The organism is Kitasatospora putterlickiae, from assembly GCF_039527695.1.
GTDB classification, from domain to species: domain Bacteria; phylum Actinomycetota; class Actinomycetes; order Streptomycetales; family Streptomycetaceae; genus Kitasatospora; species Kitasatospora putterlickiae.
The window spans coordinates 1-24,631 of sequence record NZ_BAAAKJ010000054.1 but is presented as its reverse complement, the minus strand read 5'-3'; the positions used below and the strand labels follow the sequence as shown (position 1 = coordinate 24,631).

The 24,631-nt window shown below is 73.8% G+C and carries 21 protein-coding genes; 13 read left to right on the top strand and 8 right to left on the bottom strand.

Annotation, left to right across the window (positions count from 1 at the left end):
• The first annotated feature begins 31 nt into the window (after positions 1-31).
• The 3 genes from ABD308_RS06315 to ABD308_RS06305 all read left to right on the top strand — a co-directional run bounded on the left by ABD308_RS06315 (position 32) and on the right by ABD308_RS06305 (position 1,578).
• Entirely contained in the window at positions 32-445 is a 414-nt protein-coding gene (locus tag ABD308_RS06315) for a VOC family protein (protein ID WP_344328391.1), read from the top strand.
• Between the two features lie 68 nt (positions 446-513).
• Entirely contained in the window at positions 514-1,179 is a 666-nt protein-coding gene (locus ABD308_RS06310; RefSeq protein WP_344328389.1) for a hypothetical protein, read from the top strand.
• A gap of 30 nt (positions 1,180-1,209) precedes the next feature.
• A complete protein-coding gene (locus ABD308_RS06305; RefSeq protein WP_344328387.1) occupies positions 1,210-1,578 on the top strand; it encodes a hypothetical protein in 369 nt (122 codons plus the stop codon).
• Positions 1,579-1,596: 18 nt separating this feature from the next.
• Here the strand turns inward: ABD308_RS06305 and ABD308_RS06300 are convergent, their stop codons facing one another.
• A complete protein-coding gene (locus ABD308_RS06300) occupies positions 1,597-3,087 on the bottom strand; it encodes an FAD-dependent monooxygenase (RefSeq protein WP_344328384.1) in 1,491 nt (496 codons plus the stop codon).
• Between the two features lie 95 nt (positions 3,088-3,182).
• Between ABD308_RS06300 and ABD308_RS06295 the strand changes: the two genes are divergently transcribed.
• The 3 genes from ABD308_RS06295 to pntB all read left to right on the top strand — a co-directional run bounded on the left by ABD308_RS06295 (position 3,183) and on the right by pntB (position 6,985).
• Entirely contained in the window at positions 3,183-3,818 is a 636-nt protein-coding gene (locus ABD308_RS06295) for a TetR family transcriptional regulator (RefSeq protein ID WP_344328382.1), read from the top strand.
• A gap of 129 nt (positions 3,819-3,947) precedes the next feature.
• Positions 3,948-5,522, top strand: a complete 1,575-nt coding sequence (locus ABD308_RS06290) for a Re/Si-specific NAD(P)(+) transhydrogenase subunit alpha (RefSeq protein ID WP_344328539.1) — start codon at positions 3,948-3,950, stop codon at positions 5,520-5,522.
• A 5-nt stretch (positions 5,523-5,527) separates the two neighbouring features.
• Positions 5,528-6,985, top strand: coding sequence for a Re/Si-specific NAD(P)(+) transhydrogenase subunit beta (gene pntB / locus ABD308_RS06285; protein ID WP_344328379.1), 1,458 nt, complete (start codon positions 5,528-5,530; stop codon positions 6,983-6,985).
• Between the two features lie 76 nt (positions 6,986-7,061).
• Here the strand turns inward: pntB and ABD308_RS06280 are convergent, their stop codons facing one another.
• Together ABD308_RS06280 and ABD308_RS06275 are read right to left on the bottom strand one after the other, a co-directional pair.
• A complete protein-coding gene (locus tag ABD308_RS06280; protein WP_344328376.1) occupies positions 7,062-7,769 on the bottom strand; it encodes a DUF3152 domain-containing protein in 708 nt (235 codons plus the stop codon).
• Between the two features lie 151 nt (positions 7,770-7,920).
• Positions 7,921-8,658 (bottom strand): class I SAM-dependent methyltransferase, encoded by a 738-nt coding sequence (locus tag ABD308_RS06275; protein ID WP_344328372.1) that lies wholly within the window; start codon positions 8,656-8,658, stop codon positions 7,921-7,923.
• Positions 8,659-8,943: 285 nt separating this feature from the next.
• Between ABD308_RS06275 and ABD308_RS06270 the strand changes: the two genes are divergently transcribed.
• Together ABD308_RS06270 and ABD308_RS06265 are read left to right on the top strand one after the other, a co-directional pair.
• Positions 8,944-10,044 carry an FHA domain-containing protein gene (locus ABD308_RS06270; protein ID WP_344328369.1) on the top strand — a complete coding sequence of 367 codons (1,101 nt, stop codon included), beginning with the start codon at positions 8,944-8,946 and terminating at the stop codon, positions 10,042-10,044.
• Positions 10,045-10,075: 31 nt separating this feature from the next.
• A complete protein-coding gene (locus ABD308_RS06265; protein WP_344328366.1) occupies positions 10,076-10,468 on the top strand; it encodes a hypothetical protein in 393 nt (130 codons plus the stop codon).
• A gap of 27 nt (positions 10,469-10,495) precedes the next feature.
• Here ABD308_RS06265 and ABD308_RS06260 read toward each other — a convergent pair whose 3' ends face one another.
• Complete coding sequence (locus tag ABD308_RS06260) at positions 10,496-11,179, bottom strand: helix-turn-helix domain-containing protein (RefSeq protein WP_344328363.1); 684 nt, start codon at positions 11,177-11,179, stop codon at positions 10,496-10,498.
• Positions 11,180-11,391: 212 nt separating this feature from the next.
• A complete protein-coding gene (locus ABD308_RS06255; protein ID WP_344328356.1) occupies positions 11,392-13,218 on the bottom strand; it encodes a CocE/NonD family hydrolase in 1,827 nt (608 codons plus the stop codon).
• Between the two features lie 298 nt (positions 13,219-13,516).
• Here ABD308_RS06255 and ABD308_RS06250 point away from each other — a divergent pair, with 298 nt between their 5' ends.
• The 4 genes from ABD308_RS06250 to pflA all read left to right on the top strand — a co-directional run bounded on the left by ABD308_RS06250 (position 13,517) and on the right by pflA (position 20,311).
• On the top strand, positions 13,517-14,389 hold the full coding sequence (locus ABD308_RS06250) for a universal stress protein (RefSeq protein WP_344328328.1): 873 nt from the start codon (positions 13,517-13,519) through the stop codon (positions 14,387-14,389).
• Positions 14,390-14,560: 171 nt separating this feature from the next.
• Complete coding sequence (gene adhE, locus ABD308_RS06245; protein ID WP_344328318.1) at positions 14,561-17,209, top strand: bifunctional acetaldehyde-CoA/alcohol dehydrogenase; 2,649 nt, start codon at positions 14,561-14,563, stop codon at positions 17,207-17,209.
• Positions 17,210-17,240: 31 nt separating this feature from the next.
• Positions 17,241-19,511: a formate C-acetyltransferase gene (gene pflB, locus ABD308_RS06240; protein ID WP_344328311.1), complete on the top strand. Its 2,271-nt coding sequence runs from the start codon at positions 17,241-17,243 to the stop codon at positions 19,509-19,511.
• Between the two features lie 26 nt (positions 19,512-19,537).
• Positions 19,538-20,311 (top strand): pyruvate formate-lyase-activating protein, encoded by a 774-nt coding sequence (gene pflA, locus ABD308_RS06235; protein ID WP_344328303.1) that lies wholly within the window; start codon positions 19,538-19,540, stop codon positions 20,309-20,311.
• 16 nt (positions 20,312-20,327) lie between these two features.
• Here pflA and ABD308_RS06230 read toward each other — a convergent pair whose 3' ends face one another.
• A complete protein-coding gene (locus ABD308_RS06230; protein WP_344328295.1) occupies positions 20,328-21,644 on the bottom strand; it encodes a TolB-like translocation protein in 1,317 nt (438 codons plus the stop codon).
• Positions 21,645-21,888: 244 nt separating this feature from the next.
• Between ABD308_RS06230 and ABD308_RS06225 the strand changes: the two genes are divergently transcribed.
• Entirely contained in the window at positions 21,889-22,311 is a 423-nt protein-coding gene (locus ABD308_RS06225) for an I66 family serine proteinase inhibitor (RefSeq protein ID WP_344328285.1), read from the top strand.
• Positions 22,312-22,375: 64 nt separating this feature from the next.
• On the opposite strand, the gene ABD308_RS06220 is transcribed toward ABD308_RS06225, so the two are convergent.
• Together ABD308_RS06220 and ABD308_RS06215 are read right to left on the bottom strand one after the other, a co-directional pair.
• Complete coding sequence (locus tag ABD308_RS06220) at positions 22,376-23,230, bottom strand: alpha/beta fold hydrolase (RefSeq protein ID WP_344328537.1); 855 nt, start codon at positions 23,228-23,230, stop codon at positions 22,376-22,378.
• Positions 23,231-23,372: 142 nt separating this feature from the next.
• Positions 23,373-24,308 carry a LysR family transcriptional regulator gene (locus tag ABD308_RS06215; RefSeq protein WP_344328274.1) on the bottom strand — a complete coding sequence of 312 codons (936 nt, stop codon included), beginning with the start codon at positions 24,306-24,308 and terminating at the stop codon, positions 23,373-23,375.
• Positions 24,309-24,631: the final 323 nt, after the last annotated feature.

Below are 24,631 nucleotides of genomic sequence, written 5' to 3'. Positions count from 1 at the left end.
GTCGGACATTCCCCCAGGAAAGGGACCAATCATGCCCTCCATCCTCAATCCGTACATCAACTACACCGGCGACGCCCGACAGGCGCTGGAGTTCTACCGGAGCGTCTTCGGCGGCGAGTTGAAGCTCAACACCTACGGCGAGTTCGGCGGCGGGGACGGCCCGGGCGGCGACCGGATCATGCACGGCATGCTGACCACCGACGCCGGATTCACGCTGATGGCCGCCGATTCGCCGCCCGGCATGCCGTACACGGCGGGGAACAACATCTCGGTGTCCGTCAGCGGCGACGACGAGGCCGAGCTGCGCGGCTACTGGGAGCAGCTGTCCGCCGACGGCACCACCCTGGTTCCGCTGGAGCTGCAGATGTGGGGCGACGTCTTCGGCATGTGCACGGACCGCTTCGGCATCACCTGGCTGGTCAACGTCAACCAGCCGCGCGCGTAGCGTCCCCCGCCCCCGCCGGGGCGCCCCGGCGGGGGCTGCTGACAGTGCCGCATGGCACAGTTCCGCCCATGAACATCACCACCACGCTTCACAGTTGGGACGAGTCCGTCGCGCTCTTCGAGGGCCGCGGCCTGCCCGAGGACTCCTACCAGAACCTCTACGAGGAGGAGTACGACGTCCACACCGGCGACCTCGCCGTCGAGGGGCACTTCGACCTCGACGCCGCCGAGCCGGACGGCACCGGCTACATCGTCGACGGCGACCTCACCGTGGACGGCGCGATACTCAACCTCGACGACGGCTGCCCCGCCCTGATCGTCCTCGGCGACCTCCGGGCCGCCGCCGTCCACCTGGAGGGCGACGCCAAGCTGCTGGTCCGCGGCGACGTCCGGGTCGGCGCCTTCGTCGGCCACATGACCGACAAGCTGGTGATGATCAGCGGCGACCTGCGCGCCCAGGTCACCATCCTGTCCTCCGAGTTCGAGCCGGACCTCGTCGGCGGTACCCTGTACGGCCCCGTGCTCGCGCCCCCGTACCTCGCGCCCGACCGGGACGCGCCGCCCGTCGCCCCGGAGAGCGTGCTCGTGCCCGAGGTGCTGCGCGCGGAGGGCGAGGACGACCACGACGAGTTGCGCGGCTTCGACACCCCCGGTGTCCACGGCGGGCGGCTGCTGGAGCGCGTCGAGGCCGGACTGCCCGTCGCGCTGGGCGACGCGGCGGCCACCGCGCGGTAGCCGCCGGACCCGGATGGGATGATGTCCGGCATGACGGATACGGAGGCCCTCGGCGAGGGCGTGGTCGTGGACGCGTTGCTGCGGGAGGCCGCCGCCGACCAGGCCGGGGCACTGTGGCGGCTGACCGGCGCGGAGCGCCAGCTGGACGCGAACGTGGTGCGGCTGCGGCCGGAGGCGTCCGTCGCCGAGCACGTCGAACCGGACCTGGACGTGCTGGTGCTGGGGATCGCCGGACGGGGCACGCTGCGCTGCGGCGGCGTCGCGCACCCGCTGGAGCCGGGGGTGCTGCGGCTGGTGCCGCACGGCGCCGCGCGCGGCGTGGCGGCGGGGCCGGAGGGCGTGGTCTACCTGACGGTCCACCGCCGGCGGCCCGGCATGGCCATCCGGCCCCGCCCCTGACGCCCGGCCACCAGGGGGCTACGCGCCGAGCCCCGCCAGGTACCCGAACACCGCGGCGCGGTCGTCCGGCCGGGCGGTGAGGGCGATGTGGTTGTCGGGCCGGACGAGGACCAGGGCGTCGCCGGTGATCCCGTACGCCCGACGGGCCGCGCCACCGGTGCCGTCGGAGTCGTCGAGCGGCACCGGGCGGATGTGGCCGGGCAGTCCGGTCAGCGCGGCGCGCGCGCCCGGCCCGAAGCCGAGCAGGGTGAAGTGGTCGCCGGCGAACCGCTCGAAGAGCCGGGCCGGTGCGCCCTCCGGCCCCGCGCAGGGGCTGTCGGGCGCCCGGTCCCCCGCCCGGACCGGACCGGACAGCCGGTCGACGGCCAGGCCGCTCCACCGGTAGCCCAGGGCGAGGCCGGTGTGGTCGCCCACCCCGCCCGCCTCGACGCCGACGCCGGGGGTGGCGGCCCCGTCCATGACGGCCGCCATCCCGGCGCTGGTGACGTCCAGCGTCCAGGCCGCGATCGGCAGCCGCTCCTCCTGGTAGCTGTCCAGCAGGGCCGGTCCGGCGAGGCCGCGCAGCACGTACCCGAGCTTCCAGGCGAGGTTCCAGGCGTCCTGGATCCCGGTGTTCATGCCGAGCCCGCCCGCCGTCGGGTGCACGTGCGCGCAGTCGCCGGCCAGCAGGACCCTTCCTTCGCGGTAGCGCTCGGCCATCCGGACGTTGACCCGCCAGGTGGACAGCCAGGTGGCGTTGGAGAGCCGGAGGTCGGCGCGCCCGGTGTGCAGCGCCGCCAGCCGCTGGAAGCCCTCCAGCGACGGGGCGAGCGGCCGGCCGTCGGCGCCCGTCTCCGGACTGGACTGGAGCTGCCAGCGGCGGGTGCCGGGGAACGGGCAGAGCATGAAGGCGCCCTTCGGCCCGAACCACTGGTGCCAGGCGCCCGGGTCCAGGCCCTCGACCTCCACGTCGCCGCAGACCATCACCGGCTCCGGGTCGCCGTCGCCGACGAACGGGATGCCGAGCAGCCCGCGCACCGTGGAGCGCCCGCCGTCGCAGGCGACCAGGTACTCGGCGGTGATCCGTCCGCCGTCCGCGAGGTGGACCTCCACCCCGGCGCCGTCCTGGCGCAGGTCGGCCAGTTCGGTGGCGGTCTCCACCCGCACCCCGTACCCGGCGAGCCGCTCGCGCAACAGCCGCTCCACCCGGGTCTGCGGCAGCCACAGGCTCGCCGGGTACGGGGTGGTGGCGGTGGGCACGGCGCCGGCGAACGGCTCGGTCTCGTTGACGAACTCACCGTCGAAGTACTTGTGGAACGGCAGGTGGGTGCGGCCCCCGGCGGCCAGCGCCGCACCGAGGCCGAGGTCGGCGAGGACCTCCAGGCTGCGCGGGTTGAGCGTCTTGCCGCGCGAGCCGGTGGGGAACTCCGCCGCCCGGTCGATCACCCTGACCGCCACTCCCTGCCGGGCCAGCCCGCAGGCCAGGGTCAGTCCGGTCGGTCCGGCCCCCGCGATCACCACGGTCGTCATGTGTCTCATCCTTTGGGTCGGGTCGATGCGGCTCCATGGAACAGCAACTCGGTAACGAAAGCAACCAGGTAACGCTCTTGCCCTATGCTGGACCCATGTGCCCTCCCGAACCGGATCCCGGTCTGCGCGCCCTGAAGAAGCAGCGCACCCGCCAGACGATCGCCAACACCGCCATCCACCTCTTCCTCACCCGGGGCTTCGACCAGGTCTCGGTGGCCGAGATCGCCGCCGCCGCCGAGGTCTCCAAGCCCACCCTGTTCCGCTACTTCGCCAGCAAGGAGGAGCTGGTGCTGCACCGTTTCGCCGACCACCTCGGCGAGGCCGGACGGGTGGTGCGCGACCGGCCCGCCGGCGTCACCCCGCTGGACGCGCTGGAGCGCCACCGCCTGAAGGGGCTCGCCGAGCACGACCCCAGCACCGGGATGACCGCCCACCCCCAGTCGATCGCCTTCCTCCGGCTGGTCTACGAGACCCCCAGCCTCTCCGCCCACCTGGTGGACTACCTGGAGGCCGACACCCGGGCGCTCACCGAGGCCCTGGACCCGGACGGCGGCATGACCGCCCGGCTGGTCGCCGCCCAGTACGTGACCGTCCGCCAGGTGCTCGCGCGCGCCGTCTGGACCCGGCTCGCGGCCGGGCAGGACGTCCAGGAGGTCGGCCGGATCGCCGCCGCCGAGACCGCCACGGCCTTCGCTCTGCTGCGCGAGGGGGCCGCCGCCCACGGATTCTGAGCCCGTCACCGCCACGCCCCGTCGCCAGGCGCGGCCGTGGCGGGTAGGTTCCTGCCCCCAGGGGAGCGAGACTCCCCGGGTAGGCGGATCCCGCCGTCAACGGTTTCTCCGATGAGAGAGGCACGAGTGATGACAGCACAGGGCTCCACGCACCACCCACCGCAGCGCATCGGCGTGGTCGCCGAGTCGACCGCCGGGGAGACCCGGGTCGCCGCGACACCGTCGACGGTGCGGGGCATCCTGGCCCTCGGCTACGAGGTCGTGGTCGAGTCCGGGGCCGGCGAGGCCTCCGGCTTCACCGACCGGGCCTACGCCGAGGCCGGCGCGGAGACCGGCGACGCCTGGGCGGCCGACGTCGTGCTCAAGGTCAACGCCCCCTCGACCGCCGAGCTGGCCCGGCTGCGCGACGGCGCGACCCTGATCGGCCTGCTCGCCCCGGCGCAGCGGCCCGAGCTGCTGGCGGCGCTGGCCGCGCGCCCGGTCACCGCGCTCGCGCTGGACGCGGTGCCGCGGATCTCGCGCGCCCAGTCGATGGACGTGCTCAGCTCGATGGCGAACATCGCCGGGTACCGGGCGGTGATCGAGGCGGCCCATGTGTTCGGCCGGTTCTTCACCGGCCAGGTCACCGCCGCCGGCAAGGTCCCCCCGGCGAAGGTGCTGGTGGCCGGGGTCGGCGTGGCCGGGCTCGCCGCGATCGGCGCCGCCTCCAGCCTGGGGGCCGTGGTCCGCGCGACCGATCCGCGCCCCGAGGTCGCCGACCAGGTCAGGTCGCTGGGCGGCGAGTACCTGGCGGTGGACGTCGCCCAGGAGGCGAGCACCGACGGGTACGCCCGGGCCACCTCGGCCGACTACGACCGCGCGGCGGCCGAGCTGTACCACGCGCAGGCGCGGGACGTGGACATCGTGGTCACCACCGCGCTGATCCCCGGCCGGCCCGCCCCCCGCCTGCTCACGGCGGCGGACGTGGCGGCGATGAAACCGGGCAGCGTCATCGTCGACATGGCCGCCGCGCAGGGCGGCAACGTCGAGGGCACGGTCGCGGGCCGGACGGTGGTCACCGGCAACGGCGTCACCGTCATCGGCTACACCGACCTCGCCTCCCGGCTGCCGGCCCAGGCCTCGCAGCTGTTCGGCACCAACCTGGTGAACCTGCTGAAGCTGCTGACGCCCGGCCGGGACGGGCGGCTGACGCTGGACTTCGAGGACGTGGTGCAGCGGGCGGTGACGGTGGCCCGCGCGGGCGAGGTCACCTGGCCGCCGCCGCCCGTGGCCGTCTCCGCCGCGCCCGCGGGCCCGGCGACGGCGCCCGCCGCGCCCCCGGTGGCGGAACCGAAGCGGCCCCGGCCGACCCCGGCCGCCCGGTTCGGCCTGATCGGCGCCGGGATGCTGACCATGTTCCTGCTGGTCGCCTACGCCCCCGCCCAGCTCGCGCGGAACTTCACGGTGTTCGCGCTCGCCGTGGTGATCGGCTACTACGTGATCGGCAAGGTCCACCACGCGCTGCACACCCCGCTGATGTCGGTCACCAACGCGATCTCCGGGATCGTGGTGATCGGCGCGCTGCTGCAGATCGGGCACGAGCGCACCCTGGTCACCGTGCTGGCCTTCGTGGCGCTGCTGTTGACGAGCGTCAACATCTTCGGCGGCTTCGCCGTCACCCGCCGCATGCTGAGCATGTTCTCGACGTCCCCCGAAAGGCGCTGAGGCCGATGACCGCCACAACGGCAGCCCACGCCGCGGACCTGGTCGCCGCCCTGCTGTTCATCCTCAGCCTGGCCGGGCTCTCCCAGCACCGCACCTCGCGCGCCGGTGTCGTCTACGGCATCGCCGGCATGGCGCTCGCCCTGGTCGCCACCATCGTGGTCGCGGCGCAGAGCATCACCGCCGGCGCCGTCGCCCTGATCGTGCTCGCGATGGCGCTGGGCGGCGCGATCGGCCTGTGGCGGGCGCGGCGGGTCGAGATGACGCAGATGCCGGAGCTGATCGCCGTCCTGCACAGCTTCGTCGGTCTGGCCGCGGTGCTTGTCGGCTGGAACAGCTACCTGGAGGTCGAGGCGCACGGCGCGGCCCAGACCGCCGTCTCCGCCGACCTGCTGGGCATCCACCACGCCGAGGTGTTCATCGGCGTCTTCATCGGCGCCGTCACCTTCACCGGCTCGATCGTCGCCTTCCTCAAGCTGTCCGCGCGGATCGCCTCGCGCCCGCTGACTCTGCCCGGCAAGAACGCGCTGAACCTCGGCGCGCTGGGCGGGTTCGTGGCGCTGACGGTCTGGTTCACGGTCAGCCCCGGGCTCGGCCTGATGATCGCGGTGACCGTGCTCGCCCTCGCGCTGGGCTGGCACCTGGTGGCCTCGATCGGCGGCGGCGACATGCCGGTGGTCGTCTCCATGCTCAACAGCTACTCCGGCTGGGCCGCGGCGGCGGCCGGGTTCCTGCTCGACAACAACCTGCTGATCGTCACCGGCGCGCTGGTCGGCTCCTCGGGCGCCTACCTGTCGTACATCATGTGCCGGGCGATGAACCGCTCCTTCCTGTCCGTGATCGCCGGCGGGTTCGGCATCGAGGCCTCGTCGGGCGGCGGCGAGGAGCAGGGCGAGCACCGGGAGGTCCGCGCCGAGGAGGCGGCCCGGCAGCTGGCGCGGGCCAAGTCGGTCGTCATCACGCCCGGCTACGGCATGGCGGTGGCGCAGGCGCAGCACCCGGTCGCGGAGCTCACCCGGCGGCTGCGCGAGCGCGGGGTGGAGGTGCGTTTCGGCGTGCACCCGGTCGCCGGGCGCCTGCCCGGGCACATGAACGTGCTGCTCGCCGAGGCGAAGGTGCCCTATGACATCGTCCTGGAGATGGACGAGATCAACGACGACCTCGCGGCCACGGGTGTCGTCCTGGTCATCGGCGCCAACGACACCGTCAACCCGGCCGCGATGGACGACCCGGCCAGCCCGATCGCGGGCATGCCGGTGCTGCGGGTCTGGGAGGCGGAGCAGGTGATCGTGTTCAAGCGGTCGATGGCCTCCGGCTACGCGGGGGTGCAGAACCCGCTGTTCTTCCGCGAGAACAGCGCGATGCTGTTCGGCGACGCCAAGCAGAGCGTCGAGGACATCCTGCGCGCGCTGGACGCGGAGTTCCCGGAGCGCGCGGCCCCGGCCGCCGACCGGGCCGGGGTGTAGCGGGGCTCTACTGACGGTCCGCCGGGTGCGGCACCGCCCCGGCGGGCCGTCACGGCGGAGCGTCACGGTGAGGGCGTCAGGGTGACGGCGCGGTCACCGGCAGCGGCGGCCCGGTGAGCAGGGCGCCGTCCTCGCCGTACGGCCGGCCGTTCGGCACGCAGCCGTGCAGCCCCTTGATCTGCTGCATCATCACCGGCGCGGGCGCCCCCGCGCCGGGGCAGTCGACGTGGCCCTGGCCGAGGATGTGCCCGACCTCGTGGTTGACGGCCAGGGCGTGGTACTCCTCGGCCTTGCCGACGTAGAACTCCGACAGTTCGGTCCAGCGCTTGAGGTTGATCACGACCTGGCGGTTGGCCGCGCAGTTGACCCAGCCGCCGGTGTCCAGCCCGTACTGGCCGCAGATCCGGTCGGTGGACTCCGGGGTGGCGAGGTAGACGGTGAAGTCCACCGGGTCGGCGGCCACCCGCTCGAACGACCACTGACCGCCCGCCGCCCAGCCGCGCCGCACGTCCCCGAGCACCTTGTCCACCTCGGCGGCGAACTGGTCCGGGCTGATCTTGAGGCCGTCCTCGGCCCGCACCTTGTACCGGTACAGCTTCTCGCCGGTCCCGAACCGGGCGGAGCCGCCGGCCGCCGTCGTGAACGCCAGCGGCTTCGCACCCCTCGCCTCGGGGGCCCACGGCTTCCACCACAGCAGCCCCGCCGTCACGGCGATCAGCACGGCCAGCGCGACCGCCGCGTACCCCGTCCGCCCGCCGAGGGCGCCGGGGCCGGGGGCCCTCACCCGGACCGCCGGGCGAGGGCGCCGGGTATCGCGGCGCGGGCGGGCGGCGCGGGGGTGCGGACGGATGGGTCGGGCAGCAGAACAGTCACATCAGGAAGGACGCGCGTCGACCACCGCGCGGTTCACGGGCGACGCTCCGAGGGGGTGCGGCTCAGGACCGCCGAGCCCCGTCCGGGGCCACCGCCACCCAGTGCGCGGGCAGCTCGATCCGCTCGCCGCCGGGCGTGTACTCCGTGGTGGAGAGCGGGAGTTCACCGGAGGCGAGAACGGTGAGACCGGCCGCGTGGAGGAGGTCGTCGAAGGCCGCGTCGGCGACCTCGGCGGGGGCCAGGCCGTGGGCGAGGACCGGCCGCAGCTTCGGGGGCGGGCCCGCCGGGCCGCCGGCGAGCCCGCCCAGGACGCCCTTGGCCGCCTCGGAGAGTTCCACGAGGAAGGCCCGGCCCCGGTCGCCGAGCAGGGTGGCGACCGCCTCGGCGACCGGGCGGCGGTCGGCCGGCTCGCTCTGGTGGATCACACCGCGCACGTACACGTTGGCGTCGCCGATTCGGTCGCGCAGCGCCCGGACGGCCGCCGGGTCGGTGGCGTCCAGCCGCTCGTACGCGGCCCGCTCCCCCGGGTCCGAGCGCCGGGCGAGTTCCACGGCGGCGGCGGACAGGTCGGCGCCGAGGACGCGGTCGAAGCGGCCGGCGAGGAAGCGGGTCTGGGTGCCGCTGCCGCAGCCGAGGTCGACCAGCGGCAGCCGCGGGTCCGCGAGGTGCGGAGCGAACAGCGCGAGGTGGCGTTCGGCGGTGAGGGCCGGTTCCGCGTCCCAGATCACCGCCCCCTCGCCCTCGGGCGCGTCGCGCCAGAAGCCCTCCCAGGCCTCCCGGTACCGGTTCGTCACACTCATCAGAGGCCTCCCGGTCGTCACGCAGGGTATGGACATCGTATCGCTGTGTCGGTGATCCCCGGGCCGGACGGCGGCGCCCTCCGTGCCGTCAGGTGCCGACGGAGGGCCGGAACAGCCCGCCTTCCGGCCGTCGGGGGACCGGAAATGGCCACACGGGGCTGTGCTCCGGGCACGAAGTGGCCTTTACTGGAAGTGAACGCATTCGAGCCGGCGGGCGGCGAAGCGTTTCACCGCCCCCGGCGGCCCACCGGTTCCACCGGTCACACCCCGGTAGGAGGTCGTGCCATGAGCCCGCCCTCACAGGATCAGGCCTTACCGCGCCTGATCATCGACGGCCCGGACCGGCTCCGCGGCCAGGTGTACCAACTCGACGACGAACCGCTACTGGTCGGCCGGGACTCCACCTGCGGTCTCCAGCTGGCGCACCCGCTGCTCAGCCGGCGCCACGCCGTGGTGTGGTGGGCCGGCGGGCACACCACCGTGGAGGACCTGGACTCCACCAACGGCACCCGGCTGAACGGCCACCGGGTGCTCGGCCAGCGGATCCTCCGTGACGGGGACGTCCTGCGCTTCGGCCCGCTGGAGGTGCACTACGAGGAGCCGGCGGACGCGGTGACCGCGGTCGCCGGCCCGGACACCTCCGCCGGGGACGCGGCGCGGCCGACGCTCCGCACCGCCGGGCCGGCGCCCGAACCGGAGCACGCGGTGGCACTGGCCGAGACGGCCCCGCGCGAGCACAGCCGGCCGGACCAGCCTCCCGATCCGGTCTGGCCCGGCCCCGCCGCGCCGCCGAAGCCGCCCGCCGAACCCGCCGAACCCGCCGAACCCGCCGCCGCGCCGATGCCCTGGGGGTTGCTGTCGCGACTCGACATTCCCACGCCGAAGCCGGCGCTGCAGGGCGACGACCGCCGCTTCGACGTCGACCTGCGGCGGGCGGAGGAGAACCTCGGCGGCATCGGCGGGAACCAGTCCGACGAGGCACCCCGTTTCGTCGTCGACCAGCAGGTGGCGAAGGAGAACCTCAACAACGTCGGCCGGGACCAGGTCAACAACTTCTTCCAGAACGACCACCTCCAGCTGGCCCGCCGCGAGACGTTCTTCCAGAAGATCGCCGCCGCCCGGACCATGGCCCGGCACCTGCTGGTCACGGGTCTCGTGCTCGCCGTGCTCGGCGGTGCCTTCCTCGGGTGGGAGGGCTCGTACCCGGACACGCTCACCGAGCGGATCCAGGGCATCGCGCACAGCGCCAGCGTCGTGCTCGCGGTGACCGGCGTGGTGCTGCTGGTCGGCGGCGGCACCCTGATGATCAGGACCATGCTCCGGCAGCACCGGTACGAACAGGACGAGGAGCGCCGGCTCAACCCCGGCCCGTCGCCGTCCGGCTGAGGCGGCCCGGGTCCCTGGCGAAGGGACCGTCATGGTCTTCAACATCGGCAGTCAGCAGGGCGGCGTCGTCAACAACGTCGCCGGGAACCAGACCGTGCACGGGGGCCAGAGCGGCCACCTCACGGCCGACGGACGGGACGTGCGGGACCTGGTCGGCGAACTCCGCACGGCCGTCGAGCAGGCCCCGCTGCCACCGGCGGTGGCTCCCGGGGTCCACTCCGAGCTGGACGCGCTGGACACCGAGGTCGCCCGCCCGGAGCCGGACCGCGAGGAGGTGGCGAGCCGCCTCACCCGGGTCACCCGGATGCTCACCTCGGCGGGCGCCCTGGTGACCGCCAGCGCCGGCCTGATCGGACCGATCACGGCCCTGGCGGGCTGGCTCGGCGCCCTGGGCCGCCCGATCCTCCAGGCGATCGGCGGCTGAGCACGCCCGCTCGCGGCCCCGGCGGGCTCAGCCGCTGCCGAGGCGGCGGCCGGTCACCTCGTCCGGGGTGATCCGCACCCACAGCGGGCGGTCGCCGCCCGCCCAGGGCGTCGCACCGGGCAGCCGGGCCAGCCGCCGCTCCTCCTCGGCGTCGTCCACGTGGTGCGCGGCGCCGAGCATCAGCACGCTCCAGCCCTCGGTCAGCCGGTCGTCGATGTGGTCGGCCTGGAACGAGACGGGCGAGCCGTCCGCCGCCGCCGCGGCGCCGCGGGGCGTGGTGTGGTAGACGATCGTCCGGCCGTCGACCACGTAGTTCACCGGGTAGACGGTGGGCGCGGGCGCGCCGGGCAGGCCCACCCGGCCGACCCCGTGGGTGCCCACCAGGAGCCAGCACTCCGGTGCGGAGAGCGGCAGCAGCAGGGGCCGCGGCACCCCCGGCGGAGGCTGCGTCCGCCCCGGCGGGGCGTCCGGCCGCCCCTCCAGGAGTTCCGCCCAGGTCATCCGGAGCGCCGCCGCGATCCGCACGAACCCGGCCGGGTCGAAGGCCGGGCCCGCCTCCAGCAGGTGCCGGAAGTAGGCGGGCGACATGGCCGCCTGATGGGCGAGGGCCCGGTCGTCCAGACCGAGCTGGTCACGGTGCTCGGCGATCCGGCGGGCCACCTCGGCGGCGTCCGCCCGCCGGACGGTGTCCAGATCGGGCGTACGGTTCATGGCTCGGCTCCTCGGGTACGGACACTCCCCCTCGCAGCATCCCGGCCCCACCCCCGCCCGGCCAGACGCCTGGGCCGTTCGGCCCTGCGACGCCCCGGGCCGGGCTCCCCCGCCGTCCGGGGCCGGGCCCTGGACGGGGTCGCCGTCCAGGGCGTCCGACGGTGGGCGCGATGAGCGGCCCCCGCCGGACGCCCGGCGGCGGGCGCCTCCGCTCAGCCGAGCGGCAGTTCCAGGACGGCCTCCTGTCCGGTCTGCGAGCCGATCGTGGTGGTCGTGCTGACCGGGAGGTCCATGTTCGCGTACGAGTAGAGCGGGTCGCGGCCGTTGACGACCAGCGCCAGTCGGTGGCCGGCCGGCAGGTCGTAGGAGGCGGCCTGGAGCCGCCAGGTGACGACGGTGTTGGCGTTCGGGGTCAGGTCGGTGGCGGTGTACGGCTCGTGGGTGATGATCCGCGCGGTGCCGTCCGGCAGGACGTCGAACAGGTACGCCACCAGGGTGGCGGCGGCGGCCTCGCTGCGCAGGCCGAGCCGCACGGTGGCCTCGCCCCGGATCCGGCGGGCGACGCCGCCCGAGCCGGAGAGCGGGTCGGTCGCCCAGACCAGCAGCCGCGAGCGGTCGAACGCCGCCAGGTCGTAGACCTTCGGGTTGCCGAACCACTCCTTCTGCCCGGTCTCCATGACCTTGTCCACGGCGACGGCCTCGGTCAGGAGGCCCGCCGCGAAGTCCCGCGACCAGCCGACGGCCGGCTTGTCGGAGAGCACGCCGTCCCCGGAGCCGTTGCCGCCCGTGAGGTACCAGGACTCGCCGCCGGTGGTGAAGTCGGCCCACCGCTCCAAGGCTTCGCGCTTCGCGGCGACGGTGATCAGGTTGCTGCCGCCGGGGATGGGGATGGTCCGGTAGGTGAACATGGACTGGGCCTTCGCCTCCGTCCACTCCGGCACGCCGTTGTCGGCGTCGAGCAGGTGGTGGTCCAGCCACTGGTAGGCCTCCCGCATCGGCACCCCCAGCCCCGGGAACGGCAGGCCGCTCAGGAGGCCGGTCAGTCCGGGGCCCTCGGGGGCGCCGTGGTCGCCGATCCACAGGTTCAGCCGCTTCGGCACGGTCAGCCGCTGGAACGTGTCGATCACCGGGCCGACCGGGAAGAGGGTCTCGTGCCAGGTGTTGGAGATGAAGGTCGGGATGCCGCGGGCGTTGGTGCGGTCCACGTACGTCTGCGGGGACCGCTTGTCGCCCCAGGCGACCACGGCGTCCAGGTTCCGGCCGGCCAGGAAGTCCTTGAGGATCGCCTGGGTGTCCTCGTCGAACTTCTCCTCCATCGGGCCGCCGGTGAAGTCGATCAGCAGCCGGACGGCCTCCAGGTGCCGGGTGCCGTTGGCGTAGAGGCTGGTGGCGAGATTGCCCCAGGTGCTCCCCGCGACGACGACCGAGACCCGCTCCCCGGGGTCGTGCGCGGCCACCAGCTGGCTGATCCCCGAGCCGTAGGAGAGGCCGAGGAAGCCCACCTTGGACGGGTTGAAGTACTCCTCCGCGTAGTCGATCACGACGGAGCCGTCGGCCCAGTCCTTCTCACCGGCGACGTCGACGAAGCCCTCCGACGTGGACAGCCACCCCGGGATGCCGATGCCGCGCGGCGAGTAGGCCAGCACGTGGTAGCCGCGCCGGGCGAGGGTGAGGTACGCGAAGAGGAAGGGCAGCCACCCGTACGGGTTCCAGCCCGCCGGCACGATGACGACCGGGTGGGACGCCCCGTCGTTGAGCTTGATGGTGAGTGCGGACAGCCGGAGGTCGCCGGTGTCACCGGGGACGGTGATTCCGGTGACGTCGACCGTGCTGGCCTGCCGGACCTCGGCGACCAACTGCGCCAGCTCAGCCGGGAGTTCGGCGCCCTGATCGCCCTGGAGGGCCGCCAGCAGCGCCCGGGCCAGGTCGGCGACGGACTCACTCGGGGTGAGGCCCGGGCCCCAGATGCCGTTCGTCGCGATGTCGATGAGCGTCGCGTCGGTGACCGACGCGATGGGGTCCCCACTGGCAGTGGTCATACGAACCGTCCTCTCCGAACCGGGGGGCACCCTGAACCGGGCGCCACCCGCATCCTGGTCAACTGCGTTCGAACCAAACAGACTTGACGTTCAGTTCACTCGAAAGACTGATGTAACGACCGGCGAGTTGACGCTTGGCGAACCGGGCCGGAAGGACGCCCCGACCCGGGACCTTCGGCGGCCGGATGGGGCTGCTCGGACCCTGGGACCGGGCACCCGCCGGGCGGGACGCTGGTCACCGGAAGGGGCCGCGCACACCGGGTGTCGCGGACCTCCGGGGACCGGGGAGGTCGCTGGCATGGCGCACAACGTGACGGTGGGGATCGACGGTTCGGCGCCCAGCGCGGCGGCGGCCGGGTGGGCCGCCCGCGAGGCGCGGCGGCGGGGGCTCCCCCTGCGGATGATCCACGTGGCGGGCACCGAGGCCGACGCGCTGGAGCGCGACCTCGGCGATGGGAACGCGCTGCCCGGGCGGGTGGCCGACCTCCGGGCCCGGTCCGCCGCCGCGCGGCCCGACCTGGAGATCACCTGCGAGGTCCAGCCCGGGCACCCGGCCTACACGCTCGCCGCCGCGAGCGGGCGGGCCGACCTGCTGGTCCTGGGCTCACGCGGCCTCGGCGGGTTCACCGGGCTGCTGGTCGGCTCGGTCGGGCTGCGGACCGCCGCCCGCTCGCTGTGCCCCGTCGTCCTGATCCGCGCGGAAGCCGGGGAGGCCGGCGGCGCGGCCGGCAGCCCGTCCGGCGACGTGGTGGTGGGCGTGGAGAGCGACCAGCCGAACGACGCCGTCCTGGAGTTCGCCTTCCAGCAGGCCGCCGGCCGGGGCGTCGGCCTGCGGGCGGTGGAGAGCCGGACCACCTCCCACGACACCTACGCGACGCGGGCGCCGGTCGAGCAGGCGGAGATCCGGGAGGCGATGGCCGCCGCCGAGCAGCTCCGGCTGGAGGACGCGCTGGCCCGCTGGCGGGAGAAGTTCCCGCAGGTCAGGGCCGAGGCCGAGGTGTGCCCGTGGAGCGCGGGCCGGGCGCTGGTGGAGGCCTCGCACGGCGCCTCGCTGGTGGTGCTCGGCCGGCGGACGGCCAGGCACCCGCTGGCCGGCCCCCACCTCGGACCGGTGGCCCAGTCGGTGCTGCACCACGCCCACGCCCCGGTCGCGCTCGTCCCGCACGACTGAGCCCGCCCCGCCCCGCCCCGGACGAGGTCAACCACCCGTCAGGGAAGGGACCTTCGGCCCCCGGAGAGGTCCCGTCGGGCGGATGCCCGCCCCGCCCCCGAGCAAGGAACCTGGAATCGAAGGCGCCAGCGGCGCCCGATGTCGGACGATGACCCGAAAGGCAGTCCAGCCATGTCGACCCGCCCGAAGCACGACGCCGAGCCGTCGCCCGCGAGCGCCGCTCCCGCCCCGTCCGACGCCGTCGACCGCCTGGTCGCCGCCGCCCTCACCGCTCTCGACGAGTACGCCTCCTTCACCCAGGAGCAGGTCGACCACATCGTCAAGAAGGCGTCCCTGGCGGCGCTGGCCCAGCACACCGGCCTCGCGGTGCTGGCGGTGGAGGAGACCGGGCGCGGCCTGTTCGAGGACAAGGCCGTCAAGAACGTCTTCGCCTGCGAGAACGTCACCCATGTGATGGCCCGGACGAAGACCGTCGGGGTGGTGCGCCGGGACGAGATCGACGGCGTCGTGGAGATCGCCGAGCCGGTCGGCGTGGTCGCGGGCATCACCCCGGTCACCAACCCCACCTCCACCACGATCTTCAAGGCGCTGCTCGCGCTGAAGACCCGCAACCCGATCGTCTTCGCCTTCCACCCGGCGGCGCAGCGCTGTTCGGCCGAGGCGGCCCGGATCGTGCGCGACGCGGCGGTGGCGGCCGGGGCGCCGGCGCACTGCGTCCAGTGGATCGAGGAGCCGTCGATGGCGGCCACCGACGCGCTGATGCGCCACCCGGGCGTGGCGACGATCCTCGCCACCGGCGGCAACACGATGGTGCGGGCGGCGTACAGCTGCGGCAAGCCCGCGCTGGGCGTCGGCGCGGGCAACGTGCCGGCGTACGTCGAGCGCAGCGCGGACCTGCGGCGGGCGGTGAACGACATCGTGCTGTCGAAGACCTTCGACAACGGCATGATCTGCGCCTCCGAGCAGGCGGTGATCCTGGACGCGGAGATCCGAGACGCCGCGCTCGACGGGTTCCGCAAGCTGAAGGCGCACCACGCGAGCGCCGAGGAGAAGGCGCTGCTGGAGCGGTACCTGTTCGGTGTGGGCGACGGGGTGTCCTGCGCGGGCGCCAGGCTGAACGCCGAGGCGGTGGGCCGCACGGCCGCCGAGGTCGCGGCGGCGGCCGGGTTCGAGGTGCCGGCCGACACCACGGTGATCCTGGCGGACTGCGAGCGGGTCGGGCCGGCCGAGCCGCTCACCCGGGAGAAGCTCTGCCCGGTGCTCGCCGTACTGACCGCCGGCTCGCGCCGGGAGGGCGTCGAACTGGCCGCCGCCATGGTGGCGTTCGACGGGCTGGGGCACTCGGCGGCGGTGCACACCGAGGACGCGGCGTTCACCGAGGAGTTCGGGCACGCCGTCCAGGCCTGCCGGATCATCTGGAACGCGCCCAGTTCGCAGGGCGGCATCGGTGACGTCTACAACGCGTTCACTCCCTCGCTGACCCTGGGCTGCGGCAGCTACGGGCACAACTCGGTGGCGGGCAACGTCTCGGCGCTGAACCTGGTGAACATCAAGCGGATCGGGCGGCGCAACACCAACATGCAGTGGTTCAAGGTCCCGCCGAAGATCTTCTTCGAGCGCAACTCCGTCAAGTACCTGGCGAGCATGCCGAACGCGCGCCGGATCGTCGTGGTCACCGACCACACCATGGTGGCGATCGGCCACCTGGAGCGGATCCGGGGCGTGCTGGACCGGCGCCGGGAGCCGGTCGAGGTGCGGGTCGTCGACTACGTGGAGCCCAACCCGAGCATCGACACGGTGCGCCGGGGCGCGGAGCTGATGCGGGAGTTCGAGCCGGACACCATCATCGCGCTGGGCGGCGGCTCGCCGATGGACGCGGCCAAGGTGATGTGGCTGATGTACGAGCACCCTGAGGTGGAGTTCGCGGACCTCAAGGAGAAGTTCTTCGACATCCGCAAGCGCGCCTTCACCTTCCCGGACCTGGGCGAGAAGGCCAGGCTGGTCTGCGTCCCGACCACCTCGGGCACCGGCAGCGAGGTGACCCCGTTCGCGGTGATCACCGACACCGCCACCGGCCAGAAGTACCCGCTGGCGGACTACGCGCTGACCCCGACCGTCGCCATCGTCGACCCGGCGCTCACCACCCGGCTTCCGGCCGACGTCACCGCCGACACCGGGTTCGACGCCCTCACCCACTGCGTCGAGACCTACGTCTCGGTCTACGCCAACGACTTCACCGACGGCCTGGCGCTGCAGGGCGTCCGGCTGATCTTCGAGAACCTGGAGCGGGCGGTGACCGCAGGGCCGGACGACCCGGAGGCCCGGGAGCGGATGCACAACGCCGGGACCATCGCCGGCATGGCCTTCGGCTCGGCCTTCCTGGGCGCGGTGCACGCCATGGCGCACACCCTGGGCGCCACCTTCCACGTCGCCCACGGGCGGACCAACGCCCTGCTGCTGCCGCACGTGATCCGCTGGAACGGCTCCGCCCCGGCGAAGGTCACCGGCTGGCCCAAGTACCGGAGCTACGTGGCCCCGGAGCGCTACCAGGCGATCGCCCGGATGCTCGGCCTGCCGGCCGCGACCCCGGAACAGGGCGTGGAATCGCTCGCGGCGGCGGTGGAGGACCTGCGCGACCGGGTCGGCATCCCGCGCTCCTTCAAGGACGCGGGGGTCGACGAGGAGGCCTTCCTGGCGGCGCTGCCGCAGCAGGCGATGAACGCCTACGAGGACCAGTGCGCCCCCGCCAACCCCCGGATGCCGCTGCTCGCCGACATGCGGCGGCTGATGCGCCAGGCCTACTACGGCGACCAGGCCTGAGACCCGAGAGCCCGAGAAGGGAGAGACCGAGATGACCACCTCGCAGCAGACCCGGACCACCCCCGCCGGAGCCTGGGACGGCTTCGCCCCCGGCCGCTGGCAGGACGCGGTCGACGTGCGCGACTTCGTCCAGCGCAACTACACCCCGTACGAGGGCGACGCCGCCTTCCTGGCCGGCCCGACCGAGCGGACCCTCGCGGTCTGGCGGCGGATCACCGAGCGCTTCCCCGAGGAGCGCGCCAAGGGCGTGTACGACGTCGCCTACGACGTCCCGTCGACCATCACCGCGCACGCGCCCGGCTGGATCGACCGGGAGCGCGAGCTGATCGTCGGACTGCAGACCGACGCCCCGCTCAAGCGCGCGATCATGCCCAACGGCGGCTGGCGGATGGTCGCGGGCGCGCTCAAGACCTACGGCTACCCGGTCGACCCGGGGCTGGAGAAGGTCTTCACCGAGTACCGCAAGACCCACAACGCCGGCGTGTTCGACGCCTACACCCCCGAGATCCGGGCCGCCCGCAAGGCCGGCGTCATCACCGGCCTGCCCGACGCCTACGGCCGCGGCCGGATCATCGGCGACTACCGCCGGGTGGCCCTCTACGGCGTGGACCGGCTGGTCGCGGCGAAGTTCGCCGAGAAGGCGGAGCTGGACGCCGCCCCCACCGACCCGGCGCGGCTGGAGGAGACCATCCGCGGGCGCGAGGAGCTCGCCGAGCAGATCCGGGCGCTGGGCGAGCTCAAGGAGATGGCCTCGGCCTACGGGTACGACCTGTCCGGTCCGGCCACGACCGCCCGGGAGGCCGTCCAGTGGCTGTACTTCGCCTACCTGGCGGCGGTGAAGGAGCAGAACGGCGCCGCCATGTCGCTCGGCCGCACCTCCACCTTCCTCGACGTCTACCTGCAGCGCGACCTCGACGCCGGGCGGCTGACCGAGGAGGCGGCCCAGGAGCTGATCGACGACTTCGTCATCAAGCTGCGGATCGTCCGCTTCCTGCGCACCCCCGAGTACGACGAGCTGTTCTCCGGCGACCCGACCTGGGTCACCGAGTCGATCGGCGGCATGGGCGCGGACGGCCGCACCCTGGTCACCCGGACCTCCTTCCGCTACCTGCAGACCCTGTACAACCTCGGCCCGGCGCCGGAGCCGAACCTGACCGTCTTCTGGTCACCCGAACTACCCTGGGGCTTCAAGGAGTTCTGCGCCAAGGTGTCGATCGACACCTCCTCGGTGCAGTACGAGTCGGACGAGCTGATGCGCCCGCGCTTCGGCGACGACACCGCCATCGCCTGCTGCGTCTCCGCGATGGCGGTCGGCAAGCAGATGCAGTTCTTCGGCGCGCGGGTCAACCTCGCCAAGACGCTGCTCTACGCGGTCAACGGCGGCCGGGACGAGAAGTCCGGCGAGCAGGTCGGCCCCGACACCGGTGCGATCACCTCGGAGGTGCTCGACTACGACGAGGTGTGGGCGCGCTTCGACGAGCAGCTGGAGTGGCTGGCCGGGACGTACGTGCACGCGCTCAACGTCATCCACTACATGCACGACAGGTACGCCTACGAGCGCCTGGAGATGGCGCTGCACGACCGGGACGTGCGGCGCACCATGGCCTGCGGCATCGCCGGCCTCGCGGTGGCGGCGGACTCGCTGTCCGCGATCAGGTACGCCGAGGTCGTCCCGGTGCGGGACGCGACCGGGCTGGTCACCGACTACCGGGTCGAGGGCGAGTACCCGTCGTACGGCAACAACGACGACCGCGCGGACGCGATCGCGGTGCGGCTGGTCGAGGAGTTCATGCGGAAGGTGCGCCGGCACCCCACCTACCGGGGCGCCGAGCACACCCAGTCGGTGCTCACCATCACCTCCAACGTGGTGTACGGCAAGAAGACCGGCAACACGCCTGACGGCCGCCGGGCCGGCGAGCCGTTCTCCCCCGGCGCCAACCCGATGAACGGCCGCGACCGCCACGGCTACGTCGCCAGCGCCCTGTCGGTCGCCAAACTCCCGTACGCGGACGCCGAGGACGGCATCTCGCTGACCCACACCGTCGCCCCGGACGCGCTCGGCCGCACACCGCGGGAGCGGGTGGCCAACCTGGCCGGGGTGCTGGACGGCTACACGGCCGTCGGCGGCTTCCACATGAACGTCAACGTCCTCAACCGGGACACCCTGCTGGACGCGATGGCCCATCCGGAGAAGTACCCGCAGCTGACCATCCGGGTCAGCGGCTACGCGGTCAACTTCGTCCGGCTCACCCGCGAGCAGCAGCTCGACGTGGTCAACCGCACCTTCCACGACGCGCTGTAGCCCCCGTCCGCGCCGGCGGCCCCCGGATGTCCGGGGCACCGGCGGCGCACCACTGGAGAAGGAGATCCCCCATGGACGGCAGGCTGCACTCCTGGGACCTGTCCACCGGCGTCGACGGCCCGGGGACGCGCTTCGTCGCCTTCCTGGCCGGCTGCCCGCTGCGCTGCCAGTACTGCCACAACCCCGACACCCGCTACCTGGCCGACGGCCGCCCGGTCACCGCCGACGAGGTCGTCGAGGAGGCCGCCAAGTACACCGCCTTCATCCGCGTCTCCGGCGGCGGCGCGACCGTCAGCGGCGGCGAGCCGCTGCTCCAGCCCGGCCTCACCGGTGAACTCCTGCACCGGTTCAAGCACGAGCTGGGGCTGCACACGGCCCTGGACACCTCCGGGTACCTCGGAGCCCGGGCCGACGACGCCCTGCTGGCGGACACCGACCTCGTGCTGCTGGACATCAAGTCCTGGGACCGCCCGCTCCACCGCCGGGTGACCGGACGCGGCCTCTCCCCCACCCTGGGCTTCGCCCGGCGGCTGGCCGGCCTCGGCACCGAGGTCCACGTCCGCTTCGTGCTGGTCCCCGGCCTCACCGACCCCGCCGCCAACGTCGAGGGCGTCGCCGCCTTCGCCGCCTCGCTCGGCAACGTCACCCGCGTCGACGTGCTGCCCTTCCACAAGCTCGGCGCCGCCAAGTGGAGCGCCCTCGGCCTCGACTTCCCGCTCGCCGACACCCCGGTGCCGACCGCCGATCAGACCGCGGCCGCCCGCGCCGTGTTCACCACGCACGGCCTGTACGCGGTCTGATCGTCCGACGGGTCGCTCATCGGCCGCCCAGCGAGCGGGCGTAGACGTGCCAGGCGATGGCCCCGGGGCCGCCGTGGACGAGATTGGTGCTGCCGCTGGAGAACAGCACCGTGCGGCCGTTGTCGGTGACGAACGGGTCGGTCGCGGCGCCGTCCTGCCACGTGCCGTCGGCGGCCGGGCTGAGGAACTCGGTGCGACCGGTCCTCAGGTCCCGGCGGTAGAGGTCGTACCGGGCCTGGCTGGCGCGGATGATCGTGTCGGAGCAGCCGCCGGAGAAGTAGACCCAGCGGTCGTCCGCGGTGACGGCCGCCCCGGGGCTTCCCCAGCAGATCGCGTCCGGGTTGGCGGACGTCCGCAGGCTCTCCACCCGGCCGGTCCGCAGGTCGCTGAGGAACAGTTCGGTGCGGGACTTGCCGCCCGGCAGCGGGAGCGCGCCGAGCCCGTAGACGGCGAAGCGGCCGTCGGGGCTGAGGGTGAGATCCCGGTCCGCCGCCCCCGGCGTTCCGTCGGGGGCGAGGCCGGCCACCACGGTGGTGCCGCGGCGCAGGTCGGTGGCGTACAGGGTGGTGTAGCGCGGGCCGAGCAGATCCGTGCTGTCCCCCGGCGCGGCCGGGACGAGGTTGGTCGCCTTGGAGCCGTAGCCGACCGTCCGGCCGTCCGCGCTGATCGTCGGGTTCTCGGACGGGCCGTCGGCGGCCTGGCCGTCGGCTCCGACGCTGACCAGGCGGGTGGCGCCGGTGACGCGGTCCGTGACGTAGACGTTGCGCGTGTCCGGGGTGACGGGGGCCCCGGGCACGGTGTCGGCGCGGTGCGACATGAAGGCGATCAGCCGCCCGTCGGCGCTGATGGACGGCTGGAAGGAGCCGGTGCTGAGGAGCCGGGTGCGGTCCTTGACGCGGTCGCGGACGTAGACGCCGAACTCCCCGTTCGCCTCGCCGGCGAACGCGATGTAGCGGCCGTCGGCGCTGATCCCCGCCGTGTCGCCGAGGTTGGTCACCGGGGTGCCGTCCTCGGCGCGGCTGACCAGTTCGCTCCGGCCGGTGCGCAGGTCACGTACGTACAGGCCGAAGGCCGGGGCCCCGGTGCCCGGCAGCAGGTTCGTCGCGGAGGAGCTGAACAGCGCGTAGCGGCCGTTGCCGCTGATGCCCAGGCCCAGGGACTGGCCGTCCGGCAGGGCGCCGTCCGCGCCGAGGTCGACCTGGACGGTGGGGGCCCACCCGGGTGCCGCCTGCGCGGGCGCGGCGGTGACGGCGACGGCCGCGGCGACCGCGAGCACCCAGGCGGCGCGGGCCGCACGGGTTCCTCGGCGGGTACGGCGGCCCGTTCGGTTCATCGGCTGCATGGTGAAGCGTCCTCCCCGGGTGGTTGGTCCGGCCCGCCCCCTGCTCCCCGTTCCGGCGGGCCCGGGGAGAGCCAAGCGCCGACACCGCCGTCGGTCAACAGTGCGGGCGGCCGGACTACGGACGGCCACCACTCTTTCGGGTGGCCCCGCGCGCGGGTCCTCGCCCGGACCGTAGGGGCGGCGCGTACAACGTCCGTGTACCGCTCACCCCTTCTGCGTAGGACGGACAGCACCCATGACCCTGGACTCCGGTCGCTACAGGATCCACAACGCCGGACAGCCGGTCGGCCGCGCCAGGACCGAGGTGTTCGACCTGTCGCCCAAGACGGTGTTCGCCAGGACCGACGACGAGAACGCGGTCTGGATCGTCGAGGCGCTGCCCGGCGGACGCCACAGGCTGTACGCCAAGCACGCCCCCACCGCCGTCGAGGGCGACGAGCCGGCCGGACCGCTGGTCGCCCTGCTCGTCCATCAGGAGGACGCCGAGGAGTGGGAGCTGACCCCCGTCGACGGCACCGTGGACGGCTACGAGGTCCGCTCCCGCCGGGGCGTGGTGTGGCTCGCCCCGGCCGACGGCGAGCACGGCCGGATCGAGGTGCTGCCCGCCCTCGACAGCCTGGACCGCTCCACCTTCGTGTTCGAGCGGGTCGACCGGTAGCCCCGCGCGCGCACGGCCGGCCGCGCGGCTCGAACGGGCGGCGCGACGGCTTCCGCGCCGTGGGTCACCGCACGCCCTGTCCGAGCGTCAGCATCGCCTGGGCGACCTCGCCGACCGCCGCGTCGGGGAGCGCGGTGGCCGCCTCCTCCAGGACGAGCAGCCGTGCCCCGGGGATCTCGCGCGCGATCGCCTCGCCGTTGCCGACGGGGAAGAACCGGTCACGGCGGCCGTGGACGACGAGCGCGGGGACCGCGATCCCGGGCAGGCGCTCGCGCCAGCGGGGTTCGCAGTCGAGCCTGGAGAACACCATGCGCAGCTGGTTGGCCATCTGGACCGGGGGCGTGGTGCCGGGCGTACGGTCCCAGACGCGCCCGGCGAGCGCGCGTGCGGCGGCGGGGTCGTCGCCGAGGATCTCCGCACCGGCGGCGGCGTACTCCGCGACCGCCTCGCGGTCGCTCCAATCGGGCATCGGACGCGCGAACAGCCGGCTCATCGCCACCTGGTCATGGCCGGGGAGGTCGTCGTCGGGCGGGCCCGGGGCGACCGCGCGGGTGCCGACCAGGGTGAGCGCCGAGAAGGCGCGCGGATGGTCGAGTACGGCCACCTGGGCGACCATCCCTCCGACACCGATCCCCGCGAGGTGCGCGGGTCCCCCGCCGAGCGCGGCGGTCAGGGCCGCCGCGACGGCGGCGAGGACGCGCAGGGTGTAGCCGGGCGCCTCCGGATCGGCCGTGGTCGACGCCCCGCTGTCGCGCAGGTCGTAGCGCACCACACGGCGCCCGCCGGCGGCGAGGCGCTCGCAGAGCGCGTCGGGCCAGGAGAGCATCGTCGTCCCGCCCACGAGCAGGACGAGCGGCGCGTCGTCGTCACCGAACGACTCGACGCCGAGAGAGGTTCCGTTGACGTTGACGATCGAGATCACGCTGCGCTGCTCTCCGTACGGGTCGGCTGCTGGACGGGGACGGCCGGGGTCTCGGCCTCCCGGCGCCGGAGTACCGGTCAGGAGCGTCCGGTGAGGGCCCCGTCCGCACGGACGGGATCCTACGGGCCACGCCGGTCGCTCAGTGCGGGATCACCCAATCAGGGCGCCAGGTGCCGGGGGCGTCGGGGGCGGGTGAGGTGGCGGCGAGGTGGGTGCGGAGGGCGGCCAGGGCCGGGTGGGCGTTGTCGCGGTGCCAGAGCAGGGCGTGCGGGTAGACGGGCGTGGGGTCGGTCACCGGGATGAGGCGCAGGCCGTGACCGGCGGGCCACACCAGACGGGTGAGGCCGCCCATGAAGGTGGCCAGGGCCGGGGTGTCGGCGACGGTGTCGAGCAGCGCGTCGGACCCGAAGTTGGGGCCGGTGGCCTCGATGGTGAGGCCGAACGCGGCGACCAGGTCGTCGTAGTAGGCGGCCCACTCGGAGCCGGGGAGCAGACCGGGAATCCAGATCCGGTGCCCGACCAGGTGGGCGACGGTCACCGACGCGGCGTCCGCCAGCGCGTGGCCGGGGCCGGTGAGGAGCTGGAGGGGCTCGTCGGCGACCCGGGCGCACGCGACGTCCTCGGGCAGGGTCCGGCCGGGCATGGCGACGGCCCGGAAGGAGGCGTCGATCGCCCCGGAGCGGATCGCGGCGACGGCGGCGTCGATCTCCAGCAGCGTCAGCACGTCCAGCTCGATCGCGGGGTGCGCGCGGTGGAACTCGCGCAGCAGGCCGGAGGCGGCGCCGCGCGAACTGAGCACGTCGACGCGCAGCGGCCGGCTGCCGGCCCGTACGGAGGCGACCGCGCGCTCGGCGACGCGCAGCAGCTCGCGCGCGTGGGGCAGGAAGGCCCGCCCGTCGATGGTCGGCTCGGCACCACGCGGGGTGCGGTTGAACAGCCGCACCCCGAGGTCGCGCTCCAGCGCGGCGATGCGCTTGGAGACGGCCTGCTGGGTGATCGACAGGTCGGCGGCGGCCTTCTGGAACTGGCCCGCCTCCGCGACGGCGGCGAAGGTGCGTACGGCTTCGAGGTCCATGCCGGCCCACCCTAGTGAACAACCACGGGTTGTGAGCGGTGGGTGGTTCGGTTGTTCGACCTGCCGTTCCCCGGCCCGGTTGGCTCTCACCCGTCAACGGTTGTTTGTACGTGGAGGGGGACGGCACCAAGGGCAGGAGGGCGCCGGGCCGGGTGGGCCGGGTGGGTCACGCTTCGCGGCGGCGGAATATCCGGCGGACGGCGAACACGATCGCCACGATGAGGCCGATGAAGAACAGCACGATGAGCAGGACGATCACCAGGGCGGCGATGCCGAGCTTCTTGAAGAAGCCGCCCTTCTTCTCCTTCTTCTCGCCGGACGCC

Bases quoted from the DNA above. Each gene is read 5' to 3' on its own strand.
- ABD308_RS06260 (WP_344328363.1), bottom strand. From the start codon at position 11,179: ATGAACCGTACGCCCGATCTGGACACCGTCCGGCGGGCGGACGCCGCC.
- ABD308_RS06250 (WP_344328328.1), top strand. From the start codon at position 13,517: ATGGCGCACAACGTGACGGTGGGGATCGACGGTTCGGCGCCCAGCGCG.
- ABD308_RS06215 (WP_344328274.1), bottom strand. From the start codon at position 24,308: ATGGACCTCGAAGCCGTACGCACCTTCGCCGCCGTCGCGGAGGCGGGC.
- ABD308_RS06295 (WP_344328382.1), top strand. From the start codon at position 3,183: ATGTGCCCTCCCGAACCGGATCCCGGTCTGCGCGCCCTGAAGAAGCAG.
- pntB (WP_344328379.1), top strand. From the start codon at position 5,528: ATGACCGCCACAACGGCAGCCCACGCCGCGGACCTGGTCGCCGCCCTG.
- ABD308_RS06275 (WP_344328372.1), bottom strand. From the start codon at position 8,658: ATGAGTGTGACGAACCGGTACCGGGAGGCCTGGGAGGGCTTCTGGCGC.
- ABD308_RS06290 (WP_344328539.1), top strand. From the start codon at position 3,948: ATGACAGCACAGGGCTCCACGCACCACCCACCGCAGCGCATCGGCGTG.
- pflA (WP_344328303.1), top strand. From the start codon at position 19,538: ATGTCCGGGGCACCGGCGGCGCACCACTGGAGAAGGAGATCCCCCATG.
- ABD308_RS06270 (WP_344328369.1), top strand. From the start codon at position 8,944: ATGAGCCCGCCCTCACAGGATCAGGCCTTACCGCGCCTGATCATCGAC.
- ABD308_RS06225 (WP_344328285.1), top strand. From the start codon at position 21,889: ATGACCCTGGACTCCGGTCGCTACAGGATCCACAACGCCGGACAGCCG.
- ABD308_RS06265 (WP_344328366.1), top strand. From the start codon at position 10,076: ATGGTCTTCAACATCGGCAGTCAGCAGGGCGGCGTCGTCAACAACGTC.
- pflB (WP_344328311.1), top strand. From the start codon at position 17,241: ATGACCACCTCGCAGCAGACCCGGACCACCCCCGCCGGAGCCTGGGAC.
- ABD308_RS06300 (WP_344328384.1), bottom strand. From the start codon at position 3,087: ATGACGACCGTGGTGATCGCGGGGGCCGGACCGACCGGACTGACCCTG.
- ABD308_RS06255 (WP_344328356.1), bottom strand. From the start codon at position 13,218: ATGACCACTGCCAGTGGGGACCCCATCGCGTCGGTCACCGACGCGACG.
- ABD308_RS06305 (WP_344328387.1), top strand. From the start codon at position 1,210: ATGACGGATACGGAGGCCCTCGGCGAGGGCGTGGTCGTGGACGCGTTG.
- ABD308_RS06310 (WP_344328389.1), top strand. From the start codon at position 514: ATGAACATCACCACCACGCTTCACAGTTGGGACGAGTCCGTCGCGCTC.
- ABD308_RS06230 (WP_344328295.1), bottom strand. From the start codon at position 21,644: ATGAACCGAACGGGCCGCCGTACCCGCCGAGGAACCCGTGCGGCCCGC.
- ABD308_RS06315 (WP_344328391.1), top strand. From the start codon at position 32: ATGCCCTCCATCCTCAATCCGTACATCAACTACACCGGCGACGCCCGA.
- adhE (WP_344328318.1), top strand. From the start codon at position 14,561: ATGTCGACCCGCCCGAAGCACGACGCCGAGCCGTCGCCCGCGAGCGCC.